The 22,788-nt window shown below is 41.7% G+C and carries 23 protein-coding genes and 1 pseudogene; 14 read left to right on the top strand and 10 right to left on the bottom strand.

Annotation, left to right across the window (positions count from 1 at the left end):
- Positions 1–98: 98 nt before the first annotated feature.
- Positions 99–1,313, bottom strand: a complete 1,215-nt coding sequence (gene tnpB / locus RG959_RS18980) for an IS200/IS605 family element RNA-guided endonuclease TnpB (protein ID WP_342798467.1) — start codon at positions 1,311–1,313, stop codon at positions 99–101.
- A 983-nt stretch (positions 1,314–2,296) separates the two neighbouring features.
- On the opposite strand from tnpB, the pseudogene RG959_RS18985 reads away from it, so the two are divergent.
- Together RG959_RS18985 and RG959_RS18990 are read left to right on the top strand one after the other, a co-directional pair.
- Positions 2,297–3,163, top strand: a pseudogene (locus tag RG959_RS18985) (PhzF family phenazine biosynthesis isomerase).
- 209 nt (positions 3,164–3,372) lie between these two features.
- Positions 3,373–3,627 carry a DUF7660 family protein gene (locus RG959_RS18990; protein ID WP_342798468.1) on the top strand — a complete coding sequence of 85 codons (255 nt, stop codon included), beginning with the start codon at positions 3,373–3,375 and terminating at the stop codon, positions 3,625–3,627.
- Here RG959_RS18990 and RG959_RS18995 read toward each other — a convergent pair.
- From RG959_RS18995 to rocF, 3 genes are all read right to left on the bottom strand, one after another.
- Positions 3,603–3,743 (bottom strand): hypothetical protein, encoded by a 141-nt coding sequence (locus RG959_RS18995; protein ID WP_342798469.1) that lies wholly within the window; start codon positions 3,741–3,743, stop codon positions 3,603–3,605. The genes RG959_RS18990 and RG959_RS18995 overlap by 25 nt on opposite strands.
- Before the next feature lie 44 nt (positions 3,744–3,787).
- The gene (locus RG959_RS19000; RefSeq protein WP_342798470.1) at positions 3,788–5,218 is read right to left on the bottom strand and encodes an amino acid permease; all 1,431 of its coding nucleotides are present in this window, start codon (positions 5,216–5,218) and stop codon (positions 3,788–3,790) included.
- A 226-nt stretch (positions 5,219–5,444) separates the two neighbouring features.
- Positions 5,445–6,350, bottom strand: coding sequence for an arginase (rocF, locus tag RG959_RS19005; RefSeq protein ID WP_342798471.1), 906 nt, complete (start codon positions 6,348–6,350; stop codon positions 5,445–5,447).
- A 290-nt stretch (positions 6,351–6,640) separates the two neighbouring features.
- On the opposite strand from rocF, the gene pruA reads away from it, so the two are divergent.
- The 5 genes from pruA (at position 6,641) to RG959_RS19030 (ending at position 12,112) form a co-directional block, all read left to right on the top strand.
- Entirely contained in the window at positions 6,641–8,188 is a 1,548-nt protein-coding gene (gene pruA / locus RG959_RS19010; protein WP_342798472.1) for an L-glutamate gamma-semialdehyde dehydrogenase, read from the top strand.
- A 93-nt stretch (positions 8,189–8,281) separates the two neighbouring features.
- The gene (locus RG959_RS19015) at positions 8,282–9,472 is read left to right on the top strand and encodes an ornithine--oxo-acid transaminase (RefSeq protein WP_342798496.1); all 1,191 of its coding nucleotides are present in this window, start codon (positions 8,282–8,284) and stop codon (positions 9,470–9,472) included.
- 176 nt (positions 9,473–9,648) lie between these two features.
- Entirely contained in the window at positions 9,649–10,161 is a 513-nt protein-coding gene (locus tag RG959_RS19020) for an acyl-CoA thioesterase (protein WP_342798473.1), read from the top strand.
- A 50-nt stretch (positions 10,162–10,211) separates the two neighbouring features.
- A complete protein-coding gene (locus RG959_RS19025; protein WP_342798474.1) occupies positions 10,212–10,511 on the top strand; it encodes a hypothetical protein in 300 nt (99 codons plus the stop codon).
- 311 nt (positions 10,512–10,822) lie between these two features.
- Positions 10,823–12,112, top strand: coding sequence for a Glu/Leu/Phe/Val family dehydrogenase (locus RG959_RS19030; RefSeq protein WP_342798475.1), 1,290 nt, complete (start codon positions 10,823–10,825; stop codon positions 12,110–12,112).
- A 256-nt stretch (positions 12,113–12,368) separates the two neighbouring features.
- Here the strand turns inward: RG959_RS19030 and RG959_RS19035 are convergent, their stop codons facing one another.
- Complete coding sequence (locus tag RG959_RS19035; RefSeq protein ID WP_342798476.1) at positions 12,369–12,722, bottom strand: DUF5412 domain-containing protein; 354 nt, start codon at positions 12,720–12,722, stop codon at positions 12,369–12,371.
- 323 nt (positions 12,723–13,045) lie between these two features.
- Between RG959_RS19035 and RG959_RS19040 the strand changes: the two genes are divergently transcribed.
- A complete protein-coding gene (locus RG959_RS19040; protein WP_342798477.1) occupies positions 13,046–13,786 on the top strand; it encodes an alpha/beta hydrolase in 741 nt (246 codons plus the stop codon).
- Positions 13,787–13,926: 140 nt separating this feature from the next.
- Here RG959_RS19040 and RG959_RS19045 read toward each other — a convergent pair whose 3' ends face one another.
- Positions 13,927–14,799 (bottom strand): LysR family transcriptional regulator, encoded by an 873-nt coding sequence (locus tag RG959_RS19045; RefSeq protein ID WP_342798478.1) that lies wholly within the window; start codon positions 14,797–14,799, stop codon positions 13,927–13,929.
- A 137-nt stretch (positions 14,800–14,936) separates the two neighbouring features.
- Here RG959_RS19045 and RG959_RS19050 point away from each other — a divergent pair, with 137 nt between their 5' ends.
- The 4 genes from RG959_RS19050 (at position 14,937) to RG959_RS19065 (ending at position 18,294) form a co-directional block, all read left to right on the top strand.
- Positions 14,937–15,512 (top strand): LysE family transporter, encoded by a 576-nt coding sequence (locus tag RG959_RS19050; RefSeq protein WP_342798479.1) that lies wholly within the window; start codon positions 14,937–14,939, stop codon positions 15,510–15,512.
- Between the two features lie 648 nt (positions 15,513–16,160).
- Positions 16,161–16,874, top strand: a complete 714-nt coding sequence (locus RG959_RS19055; protein ID WP_342798480.1) for an ATP-binding cassette domain-containing protein — start codon at positions 16,161–16,163, stop codon at positions 16,872–16,874.
- Positions 16,871–17,656 carry an ABC transporter ATP-binding protein gene (locus RG959_RS19060; protein WP_342798481.1) on the top strand — a complete coding sequence of 262 codons (786 nt, stop codon included), beginning with the start codon at positions 16,871–16,873 and terminating at the stop codon, positions 17,654–17,656. The genes RG959_RS19055 and RG959_RS19060 overlap by 4 nt, the downstream gene beginning before the upstream one ends.
- A 497-nt stretch (positions 17,657–18,153) precedes the next feature.
- Positions 18,154–18,294 (top strand): hypothetical protein, encoded by a 141-nt coding sequence (locus RG959_RS19065; RefSeq protein WP_242236026.1) that lies wholly within the window; start codon positions 18,154–18,156, stop codon positions 18,292–18,294.
- 440 nt (positions 18,295–18,734) lie between these two features.
- Here RG959_RS19065 and RG959_RS19070 read toward each other — a convergent pair whose 3' ends face one another.
- Positions 18,735–19,577, bottom strand: a complete 843-nt coding sequence (locus RG959_RS19070) for a manganese catalase (protein ID WP_342798482.1) — start codon at positions 19,575–19,577, stop codon at positions 18,735–18,737.
- A 234-nt stretch (positions 19,578–19,811) separates the two neighbouring features.
- On the opposite strand from RG959_RS19070, the gene RG959_RS19075 reads away from it, so the two are divergent.
- Complete coding sequence (locus RG959_RS19075) at positions 19,812–20,135, top strand: hypothetical protein (protein ID WP_342798483.1); 324 nt, start codon at positions 19,812–19,814, stop codon at positions 20,133–20,135.
- Between the two features lie 184 nt (positions 20,136–20,319).
- On the opposite strand, the gene RG959_RS19080 is transcribed toward RG959_RS19075, so the two are convergent.
- Both RG959_RS19080 and RG959_RS19085 read right to left on the bottom strand, forming a co-directional pair.
- On the bottom strand, positions 20,320–20,727 hold the full coding sequence (locus RG959_RS19080; RefSeq protein ID WP_315691143.1) for a YndM family protein: 408 nt from the start codon (positions 20,725–20,727) through the stop codon (positions 20,320–20,322).
- Between the two features lie 431 nt (positions 20,728–21,158).
- Entirely contained in the window at positions 21,159–21,599 is a 441-nt protein-coding gene (locus tag RG959_RS19085; protein ID WP_342798484.1) for a hypothetical protein, read from the bottom strand.
- A gap of 220 nt (positions 21,600–21,819) precedes the next feature.
- On the opposite strand from RG959_RS19085, the gene RG959_RS19090 reads away from it, so the two are divergent.
- Positions 21,820–22,092, top strand: coding sequence for a hypothetical protein (locus RG959_RS19090; RefSeq protein WP_315691142.1), 273 nt, complete (start codon positions 21,820–21,822; stop codon positions 22,090–22,092).
- 256 nt (positions 22,093–22,348) lie between these two features.
- Here RG959_RS19090 and RG959_RS19095 read toward each other — a convergent pair whose 3' ends face one another.
- Complete coding sequence (locus RG959_RS19095; RefSeq protein WP_342798485.1) at positions 22,349–22,609, bottom strand: hypothetical protein; 261 nt, start codon at positions 22,607–22,609, stop codon at positions 22,349–22,351.
- Positions 22,610–22,788 lie beyond the last annotated feature (179 nt).

Raw genomic sequence — 22,788 nt, forward strand, 5'->3', positions numbered from 1 at the left:
ACTTACCTGACGGTTGAAGTGGGGGATTCCTGGGCAAGAGGATCTTCGACCCCCAGTAATCAGGCTAACCCCGTATTCCAACGGTTTTATGACCAATCTTAAATAGACTGAAGTGAAAGAAGCCGAAGGGCTTCTTTTTTAATATTCAGGCTCGCATTCAAGTCCCGGTCGTGACGCACGCCGCAGGACGGACACTCCCACACCCGGACAGCGAGATTTTTCACATCCTTATGCTGGTGGCCACACTCGGAACAGAGCTGGCTTGATGGGAAGAACGGATCGACTTTTATAATCGTCCGTCCGTACCACTTCGCTTTGTAAGCGAGCATTTCGTTGAACCTCGACCATGACGCATCGTGAATCCCCTTGCTTAGTTTTTTGTTTTGGACAAGATTCTTCACTGACAAATTCTCCACTGCGATCACTTGGTTTTCATGAACGAGCCTGGTCGTCAGCTTGTGTAGAAAATCTTCTCTTGTGTGTTTGATTTTTTCGTGCAGTTTAGCAATCTGGGCTTTATTTTTTTCCCACGATTTCGAACCTTCTTTTTTACGTGCAAACGCACGCTGAAGAAAGGCTAACCGTTTTTCGTATTTTTGGTAGTATTTCGGGTTGGCAATGGATTCACCGTTGGAGAGCACGGCAAACTCTTTTAATCCCAGATCAATGCCAACGGCATCGCTGGTGCTTGGTTTGTACGGGGAATAAGGCATCTCGCAAATGACCGAAATAGAATACCGGCCGGTACTGCTGCGGCGCACGGTGACACGCTTAATGTCGCCTTCGATGTTTCGGGACTTGGAAAAACGAATCCAGCCGAGTTTTGGCAGCTGAATGTGGTTGTCTATCATTTTAATATTGTTGTTTGTCATTTTGGTCGTATAGCTCTGAATCGAGTTTTTCTTACTTTTGAATGTCGGATGGCCTTTGAAATCATACGCCGTCGGCGTATAGCCTTCTGCGCATTTTTTTGCGGCGCGTTTTTTTAATTCTTTTTTTGGCTGATCCTTATATTTTTTGAATCCTTCGTACTGATATTCGATGCTTGCCTGAAGAGCAATACTATCAGGACCAGACAACCATTTAAATGTTTCTTTTAGCCCAGGGAGAAGCTTTTTGGCAGCTGTTTCTGTATACCGTTTTTTTGTTTTTTCGAAACTCTTGATGTTTTCATTTAATATATAATTGTAGACAAACCGGCAGCAGCCGATCGTTTGGTTAATCAGTTGTTTTTGCTCGTCACTTGGATGGATTTTAAACCGAAAGGCTTTAAAATGAAGGTTCTTTGTTTCATCTGTTTTGGTTTTCATCATTTTCCCCACCCTCCTGAACGTTTGTTCGTACCTAATTATACCATTTTAGCAATAGTGCGTTCAAGGAAAAAGAATGACTGAAAGAGCAGCGATTCATCCCCCACTTAGCAAGCTTGAAGTGGGAGTGCTCTCGCGGAAAATGATAAAAGATAAATGAAGGGGCCTGAGAATGTTATTTCGCCAAGGGGCCCCCCTACAGCCAGAGAAGCTAGAATAAAGGCAAGAATCGAAAGAAGAATTTTATCCATTTACCGTATAGAGCGCAAATGTTCATAAAGCCTATCCATTAAGTGGAAGGATAGTAAAATAAGGAAAGCGGATATGCCTATTACGAAGAGCTCTGTACGGTCAAATGGTTTGCTGATATGTTCATTATAGTAAGATTCCACCGCGATAAATCCACTAATGAGGATGAACGGATAAGCGAAAAATCTAAAATGGCTCACGTTTAAATGGCTCCTATTCTATAGGTTTCTTCATAGATGCCCGGATGATAGCAGGCTTTAGGTTAGTGCAACATATATAAAGCCGGAAAGGATTAAAGCGAGCAATATAGTAAAGAAGCGGGACCGTCCTTTTATGAGCTTTTCACCTCTAGCGATAGAGCTGCCGATAATGATAACACCTATAGTCGCAATAATCTGATTAAATTCATTTAAAAGATGAAATTTCCATTCCATTGTTGAAAAATGCAAATAAAATAGGGATAAAAATAGATACGTAGAAAAAATGAATATCGTTTCTTTTACCAATCGAAGCTTCAAAGAAAACATCCCTTTTTGTATGATGCTTTATTATACAAAAAAACAACACGTATTCATACAAATGGTTAAATGAACCGGGATAGACTAGCAGTCATTCATTTCTGATGGAGAAAGTAAAGGCTGTTGTGTCACAAATTATGTGTAATTTAACCAATTAAGGTCTAATAATGATGATTTTTGCAGCGAGCAGGCACGTTTACATAAGCAAGGCGACTCATTGTGGTAAAGGTGGATGTACAGCATATTGATGCGTTTAGTTCGATTCCTGAGAAAGGGAATCCGGCTGGCGTTGTGTTAAACGGTAATGATTATATGGAAAAACAGATGTTAGCCATCGCAGCGGCAGTAGGATTTAACGAAACCGCTTTTGTTGTTTCTTCAGATGAAGCTGATTTTTGCATTCGGTACTTCACACCCGGACATGAAGTAAATTTATGCGGCCATGCAACAATGGGAACGGTTTACTGGAATAATCACATTTTATGATTGAAACAAATGCTGGTGTCCTGCCTATATATATTAGTAAAGAACATGACCAATTATGGATCACCATGCACCGTACAAAGTCCGAATTCAATTATTCAATGGTTCAAGGTCTGATTTGGCAGCATTGAGATTCGATTAAAAAAGACTTACACGAAACGTATCCTATTGTTTATGGCTGTATAGGAATTTGGACATTAATTATACCGGTTAAGAAGCTGGCAGGCTTTAAAAAAATGAATCCGCTGACAGAAAGATTTCTCGGCGTTTTAAAGGAAATGCCAAAAGCATCTTTGCATCCGATTTGCTTTGAAGTTCAAAATAAGGAAAGTGATATGCATGCTCGCCACTTTTCATTCCCCTTATTCGGGTACCGTTGAGGATGCTATTATAGGAACGGCTTCAGGCGTGATGGGAGCGTATTTTAAAACCTTTGTAAAGAAGGATAGGACATTGCCGGCAACGCTTATTGTAGAACAAGGTCATGGAATTCATAAGGGCGGGCGGGTATATGTACATGTAAAAGAAGGACAGGAGCAATTAGATAGTTCTATTTCAGGAACGGCTGTTTATGTTAAGAACATTGAAGTGGACATTGACTGAGTGTCCATGCAACGGATGAACGTTCCAGGCAAATAAAACAAAACAATTATTTTGAGTATAATAAACATAAAAAGCAGCCTGCTTTTTTCATGTACAGATAGGTCACTTGGTCAGATGTTTTGTCTTTTGAAATATCTTTTATCACTTCTGGCGGGAATCTTCTATTTTCGCCGCCAGTTGAGGAACCTATAAAAGAAGGAGATATAGGAATGGAACTATATAAAAGTATAGATTCTATCACAAGCAGGGAAGATTTAGCGAGGTTTATTTCTCTCTTAAGGATAGACTTGCAAAACAATAAAGCTCAATGGGAGAACCATACACTTGAAAGGTATTTAGAAGCGATGGAGGCGTGGGTAATCGGCATGGATGGATATTATCAAAACAGAGAAGAGCCCATGCCAGAACAGCCATCATGGAAGACAGTAGCAGATGTATTTTACGCCTCAAGTATGTATGAGTAAAAAAGACGTGCAAAAGGCATTTCTTGTTTACATACACCTTTCGTTACAATCGTTTTACCATAAAAAAAGCGATCTTTCTTTTTAGAAGAAAGATCGCTTTTTTTAATTTCATCCATTGCTGGCCTGTCCTTAATTTAGCGGAAAAGCACAGTTATCTTTTTTAAAGCAGCATTTTTTTATCAGCGGACAATTGAATTTCCTGCTGTTCTTTTTCAATCGCCTGGTTTTTCTTGATCTTCAGGTGATAGATCGCATAGCAGGCCAGCATAAATGGAACTCCGCAGTAAAGGGCAAGCCGCTGGTCTGGATTAAAGGCCATGCTGACCAGGACAGTGCAGTTCAGCACAAGGCCCAGCAGCGGGAAAAACGGATAAAGAGGGGCCTTGAATTTCAAGTCTGCCACATTGCCGCCTTCCCGGACGTATTTTCTGCGAAACGCAATCTGGGAAGCGGTGATGGAAATCCAGCCGACCTGGGCGCCGAGACCGGCAATAGAAAGCAGCCAGAGAAAGACGGTTTCTTCTGCAAAAAAGCCGGATAACAGCGATAGAAGGGCGATGCCAAGCGTCAAAATAAGCGAGTTCATCGGAATGCCTTTTTTGTTTACTCTTGCCAGGGCAGGGGCAGCCATGCCCTCTTTCGAAAGCGAGTACAGCATGCGGGAAGCCGCATACAGGCCCGAGTTTCCAACCGATAAAAGAGCCGTCAAAATAACAAAGTTCATAATATCAGCCGCATACGGAATACCGATGCTGTCGAGCACCAGAACAAACGGGCTTTCCGTTACGCCTGCCTGGTCCGAAGGAATTAAGCCGGCCAGGACAAAGATGGATAAGACAAAGAATACAAGTGTGCGCCACACCGACTGTTTGATCGACTTCGGAATGGTTTTTTCCGGGTTTTCACTTTCCCCAGCCGCAATCCCGATTAATTCAGTTCCCTGGAACGAGAAGTTAACCGCAATCATCGTAATCAGCAGGGCAGTGACGCCGTGTGGAAGCAGGCCGTCCGAAGCATAATTCGAGAAAAAGGGTGCTTCCTGGCCGCCTTTCATGTCAATCAGTCCAAACATCGCGGCACCGCCGAGAATAATAAACAAAAGGATCGCTACAATTTTAATGCCGGAGAACCAGAATTCCGCTTCCCCAAATGCCTTGGCCGAAAGGGCATTGAGTGAGAAGAGCAGAACGGCAAACACCGCACACCAAATCCATGTCGGTGTATCAGGAAACCATCTGCCCATCAGCTGTCCGGCAGCCAGAAACTCCAGGGCAACCGTAACAGCCCAGCCGAGCCAGTACGTCCAGCCGAGAGCAAAGCCTACGCCAGGTCCGATAAATTTCGTTGTATAGGTTTGAAAAGAGCCGGATACCGGCATCGCCACTGCCAGTTCCCCAAGGCAGACCATCGTTAAATACATGACGAAGCCGCCGACTAGAAATGCTAAAATGGCGCCGCCGGCCCCGGCTTGATTAATCGTATAGCCCGATCCGAGGAACAGACCGGAGCCGATGACCCCTCCAAGCGAGATCATAAATAAGTGCCTGGTCTTCATCGTTCGTTGTAGTTCTTGGTTTTCAGTTACTTTCATTGTATTTCCTCCCTTGCTCCATATTTTGGTAACGCTTTCATAGAATCCATGCCTTATACTCTTTCTTATGCAATTTTCGTGCCAGCTTAAAGTGTCTGCAGAAAGAGCTTGAAATAAAGGGATAATCTAAGATTAGCGTGAAGCAGTGCAAATTTTTCTGTCGTTTAGACTGAAAAATTTGCACTCATGAAAAGATTCTTACTATTTTTTATTTACATTTAGATGATTAAAGCAGCTTTTCCCCAAACAAAGAGCAAATAAGTGCAACGGCAGCATTTCCTGTTTTATTCTTTTCATCTAAAATCGGGTTTACTTCCACAAATTCCGCAGATGTAATAATGCCTTCTTCCTCAAGCATTTCCATTGCAAGATGGCCTTCGCGATATGTAATGCCGCCTGGCACAGGTGTTCCAACGCCTGGTGCTTCCTGCGGATCCAGTCCATCCAGATCAAGAGAAAGGTGAACCCCATTCGTTCTTTCCCGCAAGTAGCTGATCGTTTCCTGCATAACGGAAGTCATGCCAAGGCGGTCAATTTCATGCATCGTGTACACTTTAATACCTTTTTCTTTAATTAATTCTCTTTCCCCATCATCCAGGTCACGGGCACCGATAATAACAATGTTTTCAGGTTTGATTTTGGGAGCATAACCGCCAATGTTGGTAAGGAGAGGATGTCCAATTCCAATGCTTACAGCAAGAGGCATTCCATGAATATTTCCTGAAGGAGACGTTTCCGCCGTATTTAAATCTCCATGGGCATCGAACCAAATAACACCTAAATTCGGATTATCTTTTGCGACTCCTGCGAGCGTACCGATCGCAATACTATGATCGCCTCCAAGAATCAAAGGGAATCGATCCTGCGCGGTACTTTCCTGGATTTTTTTTGCGAGCAATTCATTTCCTTCTGCAACGGCTGCAAGATTTTTTAAATTGGTATCGGGATCAGCAGCCGCTCTTTCTTTTAATTCTACGGTGATATTGCCTTCATCGTATACGGCATAGCCGAGCTGTTCAAGCTGCTCTTCGACTCCGGCGTAGCGGATCGCACTTGGACCCATATCTACACCGCGGCGGGTTTGTCCTAAATCCATTGGTACACCAATAATTGAAACGTTTCTGTTTTTCATTTTTGTAACCTCCCTGGCTGTTGTACTATCGCTATCTATTAAAAACACAAAAATGAAAACGGTTCAACTAGACATTTTCTTGAATAAATATACATTTATATTCATTTGTGAGAATTGAAGACTTTTTCGATGAATACAAAATAATTTTATTTTTTGCTTTTCGCAAAAAAAATTTGCGCTTTAAACAAAAAGCCTCAGGGAAAAACGCAAAGAAATTAGCTTTTTCAAGTTGGCACGGATATTGCAATAGATTGGGTGATAGTGAAAAAAACTTATTGGAGGGACACATCGTGGTGATTACGTACAAACATGAACCATTTACGGATTTTTCAAGAGAAGAAAACAAGCAGGCATTTAAAGAGGCGCTTGCCTATGTAAATACACAGCTTGGAAAAGAATACCCACTTGTGATCGGGGAAGAGAAAATCACTTCGGATAAAAAAGCTGTTTCTATCAATCCAGCCAAAAAAGAAGAAGTGATTGGAACGATTTCGTTAGCGGATAAAGAGCGTGCAGAACAAGCGATACAGGCAGCACTGCAAGCCTTTGAAAAATGGAAAACAACAGACCCGGAATTTCGTGCCCATATCCTGTTCCGCGCAGCGGCGATCATTCGCCGTTGCAAGCATGAATTCTCCAGCTACCTTGTGAAAGAGGCAGGAAAGCCATGGAAAGAAGCCGACGCAGATACAGCAGAAGCCATCGACTTTTTAGAATATTACGCCCGCCAAATGATTGAACTGAAAAATGGCGCGCCGGTAGAAAGCCGTCCTGGTGAGAACAATAAATTTTCATATATTCCGTTAGGTGTTGGGGTCGTAATCTCGCCGTTTAACTTTCCGCTTGCGATTATGGCTGGCACCGTCGTAGCTGCTCTTGTGACAGGAAATACGGTTCTATTAAAACCAGCTGCCTCTACTCCGGTTATCGCTGCAAAGTTTGTAGAAGTGATGGAACAAGCAGGATTGCCGGCAGGCGTTTTAAATTATGTGCCGGGCAGTGGAGCAGAAATCGGCGACTATCTTGTTGACCACCCTAAAACACGCTTTGTTTCTTTTACAGGCTCCCGTGAAGTTGGATGCCGGATTTATGAACGGGCTGCGAAAGTACACCCAGGACAAATCTGGTTAAAGCGTGTCATTGCTGAAATGGGCGGAAAAGATACCATACTCGTGGATAAAGATGCGGACCTAGACTTGGCAGCTTCTTCGATCGTGTATTCTGCTTTCGGATTCTCCGGCCAGAAATGCTCAGCCGGCTCCCGGGCAGTTGTACACCAGGATGTGTATGACGAAGTGCTTGAAAAAGCGGTTACTTTAACAAAAAATCTGACACTGGGCAGCCCTGAAGAGAGCGGTACATATATGGGCCCTGTAATTGATGAGAGAGCATACAATAAAATTATGGAATACATCGAAATTGGCAAGCAGGAAGGTCGCCTTGTGGCCGGCGGTGAAGGAGATCAAACAGAAGGCTATTTTATTCAGCCAACGATTTTTGCGGATGTAAAAGAAAAAGACAGACTGATGCAGGAAGAAATTTTCGGTCCTGTAGTGGCTTTTTGCAAAGCGGATGATTTTGACCACCTGCTTGCGATTGGAAACAACACAGAATACGGCTTAACGGGTGCACTGCTTTCCAAGAACCCTTATCACCTTGAGCGTGCCGAAAAAGAATTTCATGTAGGGAACCTGTATTTTAACCGGGGCTGTACGGGTGCTATTGTCGGCTACCAGCCATTTGGAGGTTTCAATATGTCGGGTACAGACTCTAAAGCAGGCAGCCCGGATTATTTACTGCTGCATATGCAGGGAAAAACGATCTCGGAAACATTTTAAGTAAAAAAGCATCTGTATATCCGGCTGGTGTACAGATGCAGTTTTTCGAATTGAATCAAACAACTAATAGGAGGAACTAACATGACAGTATCGATGACACATTCAGAAAAAGTGATTCAGCAAACAGAAGAATTTGGCGCCCATAACTATCATCCGCTGCCGATCGTCGTTTCAAAGGCGGAAGGCGTTTGGGTAAAAGACCCGGAAGGCAGCCGTTATATGGATATGCTGAGTGCGTACTCCGCGGTGAATCAGGGACATCGCCATCCGAAAATCATTCAGGCGCTGAAAGACCAGGCAGACCGGGTTACCCTGACTTCACGTGCTTTTCACAATGACCAGCTCGGGCCTTGGTATGAAAAAATCTGCACGCTGACGAGAAAGGAAATGGCTCTTCCGATGAACACAGGGGCAGAAGCTCTAGAAACAGCGATCAAGGCTGCCCGCCGCTGGGGTTATGAAGTCAAAGGGATTGCAGACAACCAGGCTGAAATTATTGCGTGCATTGGAAACTTCCATGGCCGTACAATGGCAGCGGTTTCTCTTTCTTCAGAAGCAGAATATCAAAGAGGGTTTGGTCCGATGCTTCCTGGCATGAAGCTGATTCCATACGGCGATCTTGAAGCACTTAAAGCAGCAATTACGCCGCAGACAGCTGCTTTTATCATAGAGCCGATTCAAGGAGAAGCAGGAATTATTGTGCCACCGGCAGGATTTTTAAAGGAAGCAGCTGCTTTATGCAGAGAGAACAATGTTCTATTTATTGCTGATGAAATCCAGGTAGGACTGGGACGGACAGGCCGTCTGTTTGCTTGTGAGTGGGAAGATGTAGATCCGGATATGCTGATTCTTGGAAAAGCACTGGGGGGCGGAGTATTCCCGATTTCTTGTGTGGTCGCTAACGCTGGTATTTTAGGTGTTTTCAATGCCGGATCTCATGGCTCGACATTTGGAGGCAATCCGCTTGCTTGTGCGGTATCCACCGCTTCACTTGATGTGATTGAAGAAGAACAGCTTGTACAGCGTTCAGAAGAGCTGGGCAATTATTTGAAAGGGCAGCTTTCCAGCATCGATCATCCTTCTATTAAAGAGGTAAGAGGACGCGGACTGTTTATTGGAATGGAACTGAATGAACCTGCCCGTCCATACTGCGAACAGTTGAAGGAAAAAGGGCTGTTGTGTAAAGAAACACACGAAACCGTAATCCGCTTTGCACCTCCTTTGGTCATTTCCAGAGAAGAATTAGACTGGGCCATTGACAAGATCAAGCAGGTATTTGCTTAAGGATAAGCTTCAGAAATAAGGAAGGCTTGTTTTGAGCCGCTTATGAAAAAATAACATTTTATAAGCGGCTCCCCATTTATAAAATCCGATAGAATTCTATGTCATAAGGTAATTGATGCATGTGAAGATCTCATCACTAAATAAGAATAAGAGAAGAAGGAACGAGGAAAAGAAGCATGGGTGCAAAGTATTGCAGGGAGTCAAAGGTTATACGAACAACAAGAGTATTTCCCAGTGATGTGAATAATCATAATACACTGTTTGGCGGCCGGTTAATGAATCATTTGGATCAAGTTGCCTCCACATCCGCAGCACGCCACAGCCGGAGAGACTGTGTAACAGCATCGGCCGATTCAATTGATTTTTGGAATCCGATTCAAACAACCGACTCGGTTTGTTTTGAATCTTATGTATCGTGGACCGGCGTATCCTCGATGGAGGTATTTGTAAAAATCATTACAGAAGACTTGAAAAGCGGGGAAAGAAAAATCGCAGCGACCGCATTATTAAACTTTGTGGCGCTGGACCAGCATAAAAAACCGACACCCGTTCCGAAGGTGATTCCTGAAACAGAAGAAGAAAAAAGATTGAATGAAAGTGCTGCTGAGCGTGCCAGAATGAGAAAAGAAAGAAAGCAAAAAAGTAAAGAATTAACCGTTTTTATTACCACTGACCATCCTTGGGACTGATTCAAGCAAAAGAATGCAATTAATACATTTGAGGAGAAAAAGACACTGCAATGATCAAGAACTGCTCAAGTTTTCAAGAAATGAAACGCTGCTTCGAAGAAAACGCTGATATTGTACAGGAAATTGACGAGATTCATATTGCGGAAGAAGGCTTTACCGACTTAACGTATAAACTGTACGCGCCAAATTCTATTACCTTCTCCAATAAAACGTATTATAGGCTGGCCAAGTATCAAAAATGGCTGACCGTTTACTTTGACGGGAAAGCAGACAAGATTTTAAAAATGGAGTATGGAATGATCGGCTCTAAATGGAAAGAGCATAGCTGGGAAAAAACAGTTAGCAGCTGATCCGCCAGCTTATTGTAATAACAGAGACAAAAACATATAGAAGCTAACGACAGCTAAAGAGGTTTGGCTGTACGGGAGACTTTCTTGACGTACTATTGGAAGCGATTTCAAAATTGTGAAAATCAAACTCTAAAGCGGGAGTCATTTATCATGCTCAATCAAAGCGGTTATCATCCCACAAAAGATTTTGCGCAGGGAAGCAGATGAAACATAGATCCGGTTTGCGCTTTCTTCAGTGATTTGGCACAAAGAAAGGCACTCGTTAAACAGACACGTATTTAAAACAAAACAAACTACTATGAGGTGAGAACATGGCTATTATTAAAAAAACAGCACCAATTCCTAAAGAACAAAAGAAAAAAGAGAACGTCAGCTTATTCCGGTCAACACAAGAAATTATTCATCAAGCGCTTACAGAGTTAGGATACTCAGAATCTTTATATGAGCTGCTAAAAGAGCCAATGCGGATGATGACTGTTCGGATTCCGGTAAGAATGGATAACGGAGAAGTAAAAGTATTTACCGGTTACCGTGCGCAGCACAATGATGCGGTCGGACCTACAAAGGGAGGCGTCCGCTTTCATCCTCATGTGACAGAAGAAGAAGTAAAAGCGTTATCCGTATGGATGACGTTAAAGTGCGGTATTACGAACCTTCCTTATGGAGGAGGAAAAGGCGGTATTATCTGCGATCCGCAGCAAATGTCAATGAGAGAGCTTGAACAATTAAGCCGCGGATACGTACGAGCCATCAGCCAGATTGTAGGTCCGTCCAAAGATATTCCAGCTCCAGACGTTTACACAAATTCACAGATTATGGCCTGGATGCTTGATGAATACAGCCACATCCGTGAATTTGATTCACCTGGATTTATTACAGGAAAGCCTCTTGTACTCGGAGGGTCACATGGAAGAGAAACAGCGACTGCCCAAGGGGTTATGATTTGTATCGAAGAAGCTTTAAAGAAAAAGGGGATTGAATTAAAAGGTGCCCGTGTGGTTATACAAGGGTTTGGGAATGCCGGCAGCTTCTTGGCTAAATTCCTGCATGCAGAAGGCGCAAAAATTATTGGCGTTTCCGATGTGTTCGGTGGCATTTATGAGCCGGACGGGCTGGATATTCCGTATTTGCTGGACCGCCGGGACAGTTTTGGCAATATCACCAATCTTTTTGAAGACACGATCACCAACCAAGAGCTGCTGGAGCTGGACTGTGATATCCTAGTTCCCGCTGCTATTTCAAATCAAATTACGGAAGAAAATGCAGACAGAATTAAAGCATCCGTTGTAGTGGAAGCAGCGAACGGTCCGACTACGCTGGAAGCTACCAAAATATTAAGTGAACGCAATGTGCTGCTTGTACCAGATATACTGGCGAGTTCGGGCGGGGTGACGGTTTCTTACTTTGAGTGGGTTCAAAATAATCAAGGCTACTATTGGACAGAGGAAGAAGTCATGGAAAAGCTCCAAAAAGTGATGGTTTCATCATTTGAAAATATTTATCAAACGTCAAAATCTTTACAGGTTGATATGCGCCTGGCTGCTTATATGGTCGGAATCAGACGTGTAGCAGAAGCTTCAACGTTCCGCGGCTGGGTTTAAAAAAGAAAAAGAGAGGACGTTTCCTATGTGGGTCATAACAGTGTGGACGGAAAACAGGATTTGTATGTATGAATTTGAAACGAAGACGGAAGCGGACAAGACATTTAAAGAAGTGAAAGGATGCAAAATCTTGTCGGAGATTGTTTATTCTGGCGAGGCAGTTCTTTCATCCATTTAAATCATAAAAATATAAGAAAGGGGCCCATACGTTAAATGGTATGGGCTTTTCTTTTGATTTAGGGATCAAGGTGCTTTTTCAATTTTTCCGAAAATTAAATACATCATAAGGGACATCCAGCCGATGGCCGTTAATAACGACTGTATCCTGATCCAGCCATTTCATCACGGCTTGTTGCTCATGATAATTCCAGTAAATATTTTTTGGCTTTTTGTTTTCTTTATTAAAATGTAATTCACCACGAACCGCAAAATCAGTAGTGGCTCCTCCACTGGAAACGTAGGCTTTAACGGTATAGTCTCCATTTGGAGAATCTGCTTCTGAAATGAAGTCTCCTTTTGGTAAACGGCCCATGTCAAAAAATGCCCAGTACATACCGTACCCTAATAAGATCAAGAGGAGCAGAGGGATAATTATCTTCTTTTGCCTCAATTCTTTTCCTCCAAAAGATTCAGCTCTAAAATAGTTTTCTTTTCAGTACAATTTTTTATTATACGTGGAGACGCCGGATCTGAATACGGACTAAACTGAAAAAGTAAGAAAAATTTACTGATATATAGGTGCCAATCTAGTAAAAGACCTCACTGGTTGATCCAGGTAACTTCTAATGGTTAATATGCATAAAACATATGATTAATAGGTATTATCTGTTTATAACTTCACTTGTATAATAAAGAGAATAGGTATCGATAAATGTATAGAAATAATTCGGAAATGAAATGGATGATCATGCCATTTTTGGTTGGAAGGAAAGAATGAAAGTTGTTGCACCTAAGTCTTTTACCTGCCGTGGTGGAAATAAAGCAGTTCTTTTATTGCACGGGTTTACAGGAAGTACGATTGATGTAAGAAAGCTGGAAAAGTATTTACAAGAACGCGGTTTTACGTGTCACGCTCCTTTATATAAGGGGCACGGACAAGATCCTGAAGAACTGATCCAAACGGGTCCAGCGGATTGGTGGCAGGATGTACTAGACGGCTACCATTTCCTCAGAAAAGAAGGATACGATGACATTGCCGTGGCGGGTGTTTCGCTTGGCGGGGTTTTCTCTTTAAAAGTGGGAATTGAACTTCCTGTAATAGGGGTTGTGTCCATGTGTGCACCTGTTAAGGCGAAGAATGTAGATGACTTATTTAAGCGGGTTCTCCATTATGCCAGGGGATACAAGAAGCTGGAAGGCAAAGAAGAGGAACAAATTACTGAAGAGATGAAGAGGTTAGCACAAACGCCTATGCAGTCTTTAACAAGCCTGCAACAGCTTATACTCCAAACGGGCAAACAAATCAACTTGATTACTTCACCGATTTTTGTGTTACAGGGATCACTGGATGATCCCCTGTACAAAGAGAGTGCTGAAGTGATTTACGAAAACGCAGCAACGAAAGAAAAACAAATAAAATGGTATGAACAATCGGGCCATATTATTATGTTGGGTAAGGAGAAAGAGAAAGTTTACGAAGACGTGTATGCATTTTTAAATCAATTGGACTGGTAATGAAAGTTCATGATTAAAAAATCAATGAATACTGCCTTATATCAATCAAGAACCCCCTTGCTCAGCAAGGGGGTTCTTGATTTGATTGCTTTTATCCTGTTTACATATGAGGAATAAATAATTCGCTTCAGCGCGGGTTATTAAATAGATTCTAATGTTAATTCAATAAACTTTTCAACCGCGGGAGATTGCCACTTTTTTGCTTTAATGAGCAAGTGCGAGTAGATAGGCTCGAATTGTTCATTGTGTTCAATCATAATTAATAACCCTTTTTCAATTTCGTTTTTTACCGTGACGTAAGGCAGGACAGAAAACCCTAAACCGCTCATGACAGTTTGCTTTATGGCTTCCAGGCTCCATAATTCCATTGTTTGAAATTTGGTTATTTTATGATTAGCCAGATGCGTCTCAAACATCGAACGATAACTGCATCCGTCTTCATTTGTGATAAAGTAATCAGTCGTTTCTTTATTTTTATAATCATCGAAGTGATGGTTTTTGTTCGGACTGGTCACTAACACAATTTCTTCTTTATGCAGCTGATGGTGAATACAATCCGCTGCTTCTAACTGCGGCCAGACCATAAACGCGATATCGACATGCCCGCTCATCAGGTCTTTTTGATTTTGTCCGCAGGTTCCGTTGCTCAATATAATATTAACGTCTGGATACTTCGTTGTATATTCTCTTAGAATAGGTCCTAGTCTGGAAATCGTTAATGACTCAGGCGCTGCAATTTTTAATTCTCCACTTACTTTGTGGTCGCTCTTTATCTGAGCGATGCGATTATATGTATCTAACAATTCATCCGCTAAAGGAATTAATTCTTTTCCCAGGGAGGTTAATTTTAAATCGCGCTTGATGTAAGTGAATAATTCCCCGCCCATTTCTTTTTCCAGTGCTTTAATATGGGATGTAATGGTTGACTGAGTATAGCCCAATTTTAAAGCAGCATTTGTGTAGCTTCCAACATCGACAATAGTTCGAAAAGTGATAAATTGTCTTATTTCCATTAGGGAAACGCTCCTCTTATTATTTAAAAAAATGATGATGATTATTTGTAATTTCAATTTTACCGATAGATAGACCTATACTACAATGAATCACGAAACGTATTCAACTTTTTTATCGAGAGGAGAGACAAACCAAAATGAATATGACAGCATTCCTTTCCTATGTTATCATCACGTCTATTACTCCGGGACCGAGTAACATTTTGGTCATGAATGAAGCAAGAAGGTTTGGATTGAAAGGATCCATACCGTTCAATATTGGTATTATTTCGGGTTTTATTATTCTTGGAATCGTAACGTCATTGTTAACGACAAGTCTTTACCAGTGGCTACCCATGATAGAGCCTTACTTTAAAGTGGTCGGTGCGGCGTATTTATTGTATCTAGCATGGAAAATTGGTTTTTCTAAAAAAAGCAAAGAGCAGGAGACGCACAGCCAATCTTCTTTTTTTTCAGGTTTATTTTTTCAAATTCTCAATGTCAAAAGTATCTTGTATTTTTTAACAGCCATGTCCACATTCATCCTGCCTTATCATAATTCGAACGCATCTGCATTCTTTTTCATGTGTGTCACCATAGGAATAGGCTGTGCGGCATTGTTATTATGGGCTGCATTTGGCTCGGCTTTTAAAAAGCTATTTGCCAAATACGATAAAATTATAAATATAATCATGTGTTTGTTACTCGTCTATTCAGCTATTACTATTTTTTAAAGGAAAGAGCCGTTTTACATGGAATGGTGCTCAATCTAGGGAGCATTGTTTGCTTTTAGAGAAGAGAGAGGAAGAAGAGGGGCTAACCTTTTGATATAAAGGACGTTTTATTATATTTAAAAATAGAGAATAAAGGAATAAAACACTCAATGGGTTTTATTCTATTAGAAATGCCTTGGATGATAGAATCTGAGGCATTTTTTATGGGTATTCACTATTTTATTTTTTGAATTAGCTCATCTGTACAGGAAATCACTGGGCATATAATTTAGTTTAAAAAGAAGCGATCAACATGATTGGGATCAAGATGAATGAAAAGCTGGTGTTCTCTTTACGGTACAAAATGACTGTTAATAAGCGTCAGAAAAAATAAGGCAATATAAATGTAACGTCGCTGCGTTTACCCATTTAAATGTAGCATCTGCAGCATCCAACCCTTAAATTAAAAGCATGATTCCTGCTAGGAATCATGCTTTTTTTGTTGTCCGTGTTAAAAAAGGGTTCAACAAAGCTGTCGGTATCAGTGGTTTCTTACATCATATTTTTCATTCGGTTTGCGATCATGTAAAATAGATGGATACATATTAATTTAAAGCAATTGTATTCAAATAGATTGTTCACCACTTTAAAGAGGATTTGATAAGCAGTATGGAACAACCTTTATTGAAAGTCGAAAACATAGAGATTTCCAGCCTTGAGGGCAGGCAGGCTAAACCGCTTGTTCGAGATGTGTCATTCGAGCTGTACAGGGGAGAGATGGTCGCTTTAACGGGACCGAGCGGCTGTGGAAAAAGTGTAACCGCTCATGCACTGGCTGGGATGCTCGAAAAGAGCTGTATGGTCACCAGTGGACGCATTTATTATAAAGGACAGCCTATTATGTGCAATGACGAAGCAGGCTGGCAGCAGCTGCGCGGCCGGAAAATTGCGCTTTTGATCCAGCACTCGCTTAACGGGTTAAATCCGATTCGTACGGTAAAAAAGCAAATGGTCGAGACGCTGAACCAAACAAAAAAGCGGTCTAAAAAAGAAGCTGCTGCCTGTCTGCATTCACTTTTAACACAAGTCGGTTTTACGGAGCCGGAAGCCATTTTATCTGCTTATCCGTTTGAACTCAGCGGAGGCATGCGCCAGCGTGTGCTGCTGGCTATGATGCTGAGCCTAGAGCCTAAACTTTTAATTGCCGATGAACCGACTACCGCGCTCGATGTCATTAATCGGGAAAAGGTATTAAGGCTTTTTAAAAAGCTTCAAGCCGAATTAGGGCTGACAATTTTGCTTATTTCCCATGATCACGATAGTGTAAGCCGATTTGCTGACCGGGTCTTGCAGATGAAGGAAGAAGGGCTGGTACATATATGATTCTTGAACTTCAAAATGTCACAAAGGAATACACGAAGCGGAGAGGGCTGTTTAAGCCAGCCGCTTCGTTTAAAGCGGTTCATGGAGTCAGCTTCTCCATTGCAAAAGGAGAAAGTATAGGGCTTGTGGGCGAAAGCGGCTGCGGAAAAAGCACGCTGGCCAAGCTGATTATGAATATGGAATTTCCTACATTGGGGCAAATCAAAGTAAAAGGACAGCCGGTTGGCAGAAGAGGGAAAGACACATATTTATACAAGCATGCTCAGCTTGTTCTTCAGGATTCCTCTTCTTCTTTATATCCGGGTATGTGTGTAAGGGAGGTACTGGAAGAGCCTTTACGGAACTTTCATTCTTTTGATAAAGAAGGCCGTTTAGCGGCATGCAGGGAACTGCTCGATTTAGTGGGCCTTGATGCTTCTTTTTTGTCTCGATATCCGCATGGGCTGAGCGGGGGACAGAAGCAGCGGGTTTGTATCGCGAAAGCATTAGCCGCCCGGCCGGATTTAATCATTTTTGATGAATCAATCGCGAGCCTTGACCCGCCTTCACAAAACGCGATTGTTCGTATGCTGAAGCAGGTTCAAACACAGCAGCAAATCGCCTTCTTATTTATTACGCATGACCTTCAATCGGCCGAGCAGCTTTGCGACCGCATCATGGTCATGTACGAAGGAGAGATTGTTGAAACGGTTCAACCAGGGAGTCACCATAGCTTCGTTCATCCTTATACCCGCTTGCTTTTTCAGTCACGGCTAAATGAAAAAGCTGAACAGCTTATTTAGCTGCCAGCGAAAAAGGACGATGTATAATGGATTTTTCACAGAAAAGGTAAAATCCATTGTTTAAGGAATTTACCTTTTCTAACGAATCCTATATTGTTTACGTTTTCGATAAGGAAAATAAATCCTTTTTCTGTTATCCATGCATTTACATTAGTAGTATCAGCTGGAGGGATCTATTCCTTTTAAATGAGCAGCTTTTTCCTGCTCAAAAAATCAGCAGAAGTGATCGTAAACGAATAGAAGGAGATCAGGGTGGGAAACAATTAAAATTGCACTAGTGCATTAGTGAAAAACCACAATTTAAGACCTGACGAATTGAAAGATAAGCTGGTAAATAGAGCAGAAAAGCTAAGTAAGAAATTTCCCTGCGGTTGAATACAAGTAGATGAATCTACAAATTACTGAAAAGTCAAATAGGGTGTAGCCTGGTACAGGAAGTTGTTCAAAGAATGGATTAAATTTATCTAACTTCGCATAATAACCTTGAGGTGAATATGATGGCTGAATTAGACATCTTGAAATGCCCAAGCTGCAAATGGGAAGGCCAGTTTGAGGAAACAGAATTGGATGAAAGAGTAACAGAAGATGGTTCTTATTGGGAGCATTATTGCCCTAAATGCAAAACAGTCATTGGTTAGGCATCCTATAGGGTGCTTTTTTTTATGAAATAGAAACATTATCTCCTGAATGCCGGGATCTGTGGAACCAGCAGATAAAAAGCCGTTGCTTATCTTTGCTTAACGGACATTAATCCAGAATACTAGAGCGTTTTATTGCTTATCTAGGTGCTTGCTCTCAACTTCTTGTTTAAAGGTACAAAAGTTTGGGCATAAGATCTCCTGCTTGTTCATCAATTAAACTTGTTACTCTTATAAAACAAGAAGATAAAATGAAAAACAAAAGGTACTAAAGATTAGTACCTTTTGTCAGGCTGTTGACAAACGCCCGCTTTCGGTGTCACTTGCCGGTTGTGAATGCTCATGGCCCTAAAAAGGTCACTCCGCTTTCCATCCAGCTGCGTTCCTGGAAAGGCAGGCGTTTTCAATCAGCCTGCTTGTCTGCACTCTGTGTCATTCTGTCATTTAGAAGAAACTTTTTTAGCATCTAGATCGTGATGGAGAGCTGGGGAAGGAATCTCCGGATTAGGGATTTGCCCTTTTGGAGATGGATTTGCCAGATAGACATAATCTCCTGTTCCATCCGGTGCACTTCCTGTGGCCCACAGACCTGTAGAAGAAGCCGTTCCTTCTGAAAGATCCCAGAATTCATAAGCATGAAGCTGTGCTTCCTGCTCCGCCTCAGCAGGGAATGAGGCAGGCACCACTACGCCATTTTTCTCTTCAAGTTCTTGGATAGCAGCCATCCACTGATATTGATGATAACGGTCGCGTGCCAGCATTTTCCGGAATACGGTACGAACACCCTCATCTTTTGTCATATGGTAAAGGCGTGCAACCTGCAGGCGCCCTTGAGATTCAGCGTGCAGGTTGGAGCGCATATCAGCCAGCAGGTTGCCGCTCGCTACAATATAGTTTCCGTTCCACGGCACACCGTTTGAATTGGTCGGCAGGCCGCCCAGTCCGCTGACAAGCAGATGCTGCGGGTTAATGCCGCCCATGATAGCAGCAATGGCTGGATCTTCCGCTGCTTCGGCCTGTGCTTCTGGCGATGCCCCGTCTAGAAGCTGGCTGATTAGAGCACAAAGCATTTCGACATGGCCGATTTCTTCTGTACCGATATCCATCAGCATATCCTTATATTTTTCTTCTCCACGGCAGTTAAACCCTTGAAAGAGATATTGCATCATGACAGTCATTTCTCCAAACTGGCCGCCGAGCACCTCTTGAATCTGGCGGGCAAGCATTGGATCTGGACGTTCAACTTTTACCTCGAACTGAAGTTCTTTTTGATGGCGGAACATAATGAATCCTCCTTTTAGATATGGGTTTTTCCCTTTATTTTCTTACCTTTCTTTTGTTACCCATATTTTGGTTGAATCAACCATTTTTGTAAAAGACTAAATAGGGTTAAAAATGAACAAATCTTTTAATATGGTTCCATTCAAGAGCAACAATCATATTTAAGAAATCCTAGCCAAGAGGGAAGGAAAATAAAACCTGTTTCTTGAATAAAACTAAAAGGAGTTGGATAAACAATGGGCTTTTACGAAAAAAGGTATGACTTAAAGAACATTGTGATAAGAGAGACCGGGGAAATGGTTGAGTTTGACGGGGGTACTTTACACGTTTATAAAGGCAGTGAAAGACAAAGATGGGAAGTTAAATTATCAAATGTCAAGAATCATAAAATATTCGACGATTCGATATTAGAAGAAAAAGGATACATTGATTTTAAACTCAAAAGCAGTGAAAATGATGAATTTAAAGGAACTGCGTTCGTTTCAGACTTTGACCCGGACTCTAGCGGAACTAAAATTATGCTAACGGGTATAGGGGAGTTAACTGGATATAGAGGTTAGAAGTCATATAGCATCCTATAACTAAAAAACTCCTTTTGGCTCGAAAAGAAGTATATGATATTTAATTGCCACTAATCTCAGTAAACCTTCAAACTCTAAAAAGTTTTTTAGAAGCAGCTGAAAAATAACCGAAGAAAAGCCCCGGATAAAAAATCCGGGGCTTTTCTATGCTGCTTTTAGCGGATTAAGCTTCATAGTGCGAATGTTTTTCACGGAAGACATGGTCATCCAAGTATTTATGGAAGAACCATTCACCCGCTGCAATAATGAGTGCTGAAAGAAAAGCAGCTGACAACACATCACCATCGTTAATGAAAAGAGCTTTTCCCATTAGCCAGACGACTAGAAAAGCTAACACAGCGTCTGATACTGTTGCGATCGTATTGCGTTTTACGTAGTCTGAGCTCGGTCCATGATTGTCACCGGTTCTGCGGAACAGAAGCAGATCGCCAAGGATATAGGCTACGATGGTGAGCACAAGACTAATCAGAAGTGTATCCCCGAATTCACCATCATAAATACCAGTAAGAACGATGCCCAAAACAACCGCAATCATGACAAATTTGATCAAAATCGCTTTTACGTGTTCCAAGGTAAACACCTCCTTTAGTGGTTGTGCTCAACTTATACCCGGGGGATAAAAGCGTAAACAATTTTTACTTTTTTATGCGTTAAAACCCCACTTTTTTCCTAGTGAACCTCGTTTTCTTTTATTTTGAAAAAGCGGACGTATTCTACTAATTAAATTCCTGATATCTGGTAAAGGAAAAAGCGAACGGTCTCTCAAATACGCTGCCATCGCCATGCTGCAGGAATTTCTTGGGCGCGTTGGGTGATTTTGAAAAAATTATAAAACCAGTACAGAAGCGAGTCCAACTGCTCTGGTTCTTGTATGTATGATGTCACGGCTATTTTTCAAAATAGGAGAATCCATTTTGATCAGTCCTTTTCAAAATGGACTCTTTTTGTTTTACATAAGATGTAACATTATCAGGAATTTTGATTAAATGGCACTTTGATTACTTACACTGCATCCGTCTGGATCGGCGTGTTGTCTGTTGACATATGGGTCAATCCTTTTTCTGCCTTCAAGGACATAAAGAAACAAAGCAGAGAAAGCGGAGCACAGGACCAAACAACCATATATCCTCCATAAGAGTAAATGGTAAAAAAGATAAAGCTGATACTCAACAAGTAAAGAGAAAAAGCGAAATACATAATCATGCACCCCTTGTAAAAGGCGGCACGTTCATTCATTTGTGCTTCTTTTTTGCCGAATTCTTTATGATGACGGTTAAAGGAATGGACAGAAGACAGGAGCAAAACTGCAAAAACAGGCAGGATATAAGCATATATATCAGGCTGCTGCAGACACACATACAAGCTGACTAAAAGAGACAATCCAGCAAAAGTTAAAAGGGAGGCTACATCGTAAAGGCCCGGGTTTTGTTTGGAATGGTTCATAACATCTTTTCCTTTCTTTGTGATGTCACTGCCTTTATATTTTGTCCCGATTTTCTTTTGTTCATAACTTTGTCACATTTTCACAAACATTTTTGTATAAATGGATCAAAAAAATGGAGGAGTTACAAAAGAATATAAGAAGAACAAGCAATAAAAGAGCTGAAAAGTGGATATAATGCAGAGAAAGCGCTTTATATTTTCTTTATAGGAGCAGAGTAAAATGAATATTACAATCGATGAAGCACTTATCATTATTAATGAAGAATTATTAAACCAAAAGCCGTCCAGTTACAGAATTGAACGAAAAGATCATTATCCTAAGATAAGGGAAAATGATGTGCTGGCCAGCCTCGGCTGTTTAGGAACTGAGCTAAAAAAATCCGGTATTGTTCCTTTTCAAGATGCCGGTTACCTGCATCTTTTGCGGCTGGCTGAGCAGAAATTTGAAGTAGAGTTTCACTTTGGGGGAATGAAGCTGCCGAAGGAAGTATAATTCTGGCTGGACGGTTTCGATTCTCCCATCTACTGGGCTGGGCCAGGTCATTAAGGTGCCTGTTTTTCTTTATAATTCCAAAAAAAAGGCCTGAAACGAACAAAGTATAAAGAAAAATCCACCCAAACTGCCAGTAAACAAGGGGAGGAACAGCCGTAACTGATATCCAAAGAAAGTTGAAGTGGCAGCATCAGCCAGATAAGGCCTTTTGTATGTACAACCGAGTTGTTTAACGTAACTATGAAAATGGATCCAATTAAAACAGAAAGAACGCCCCACCACGTATTTTCCCTTTTTTGATGATCCCCCGTATAAAAAGCGCCCAAAGCACAATGGACAATGTGGACAAGCCGAAGTGCGCTAAAAAGCCAAGAAGCACATGCACCGAATGAACCGGCCCGCCAAATGTATCAAAAACAATGAGATAGGCTGTTGAGCCAATACTCAAACAAAAGCCGATCAATAAGCAGATAAGAAACAGCGATATATAGTAAGACCATCTGCTTTTTTTATGCATGAGTAATGTGCCGCTGACCTTGATCTTCGTGGGGTTTAGAATCCCACTTGCTTTAGCCGTGGGAGTGTCAAAATAATAAAACTTCACTTTGCTGAAGGCGGGAGATCTCTTGTATACGCCTTATTTAGCTGGTGAACAAACACCTGTTTCAATCTTGGGAAGAACCGTACAGAAAACCC

The organism is Domibacillus sp. 8LH (assembly GCF_038806185.1).
Taxonomy (GTDB): Bacteria; Bacillota; Bacilli; order Bacillales; family Domibacillaceae; genus Domibacillus; species Domibacillus indicus_A.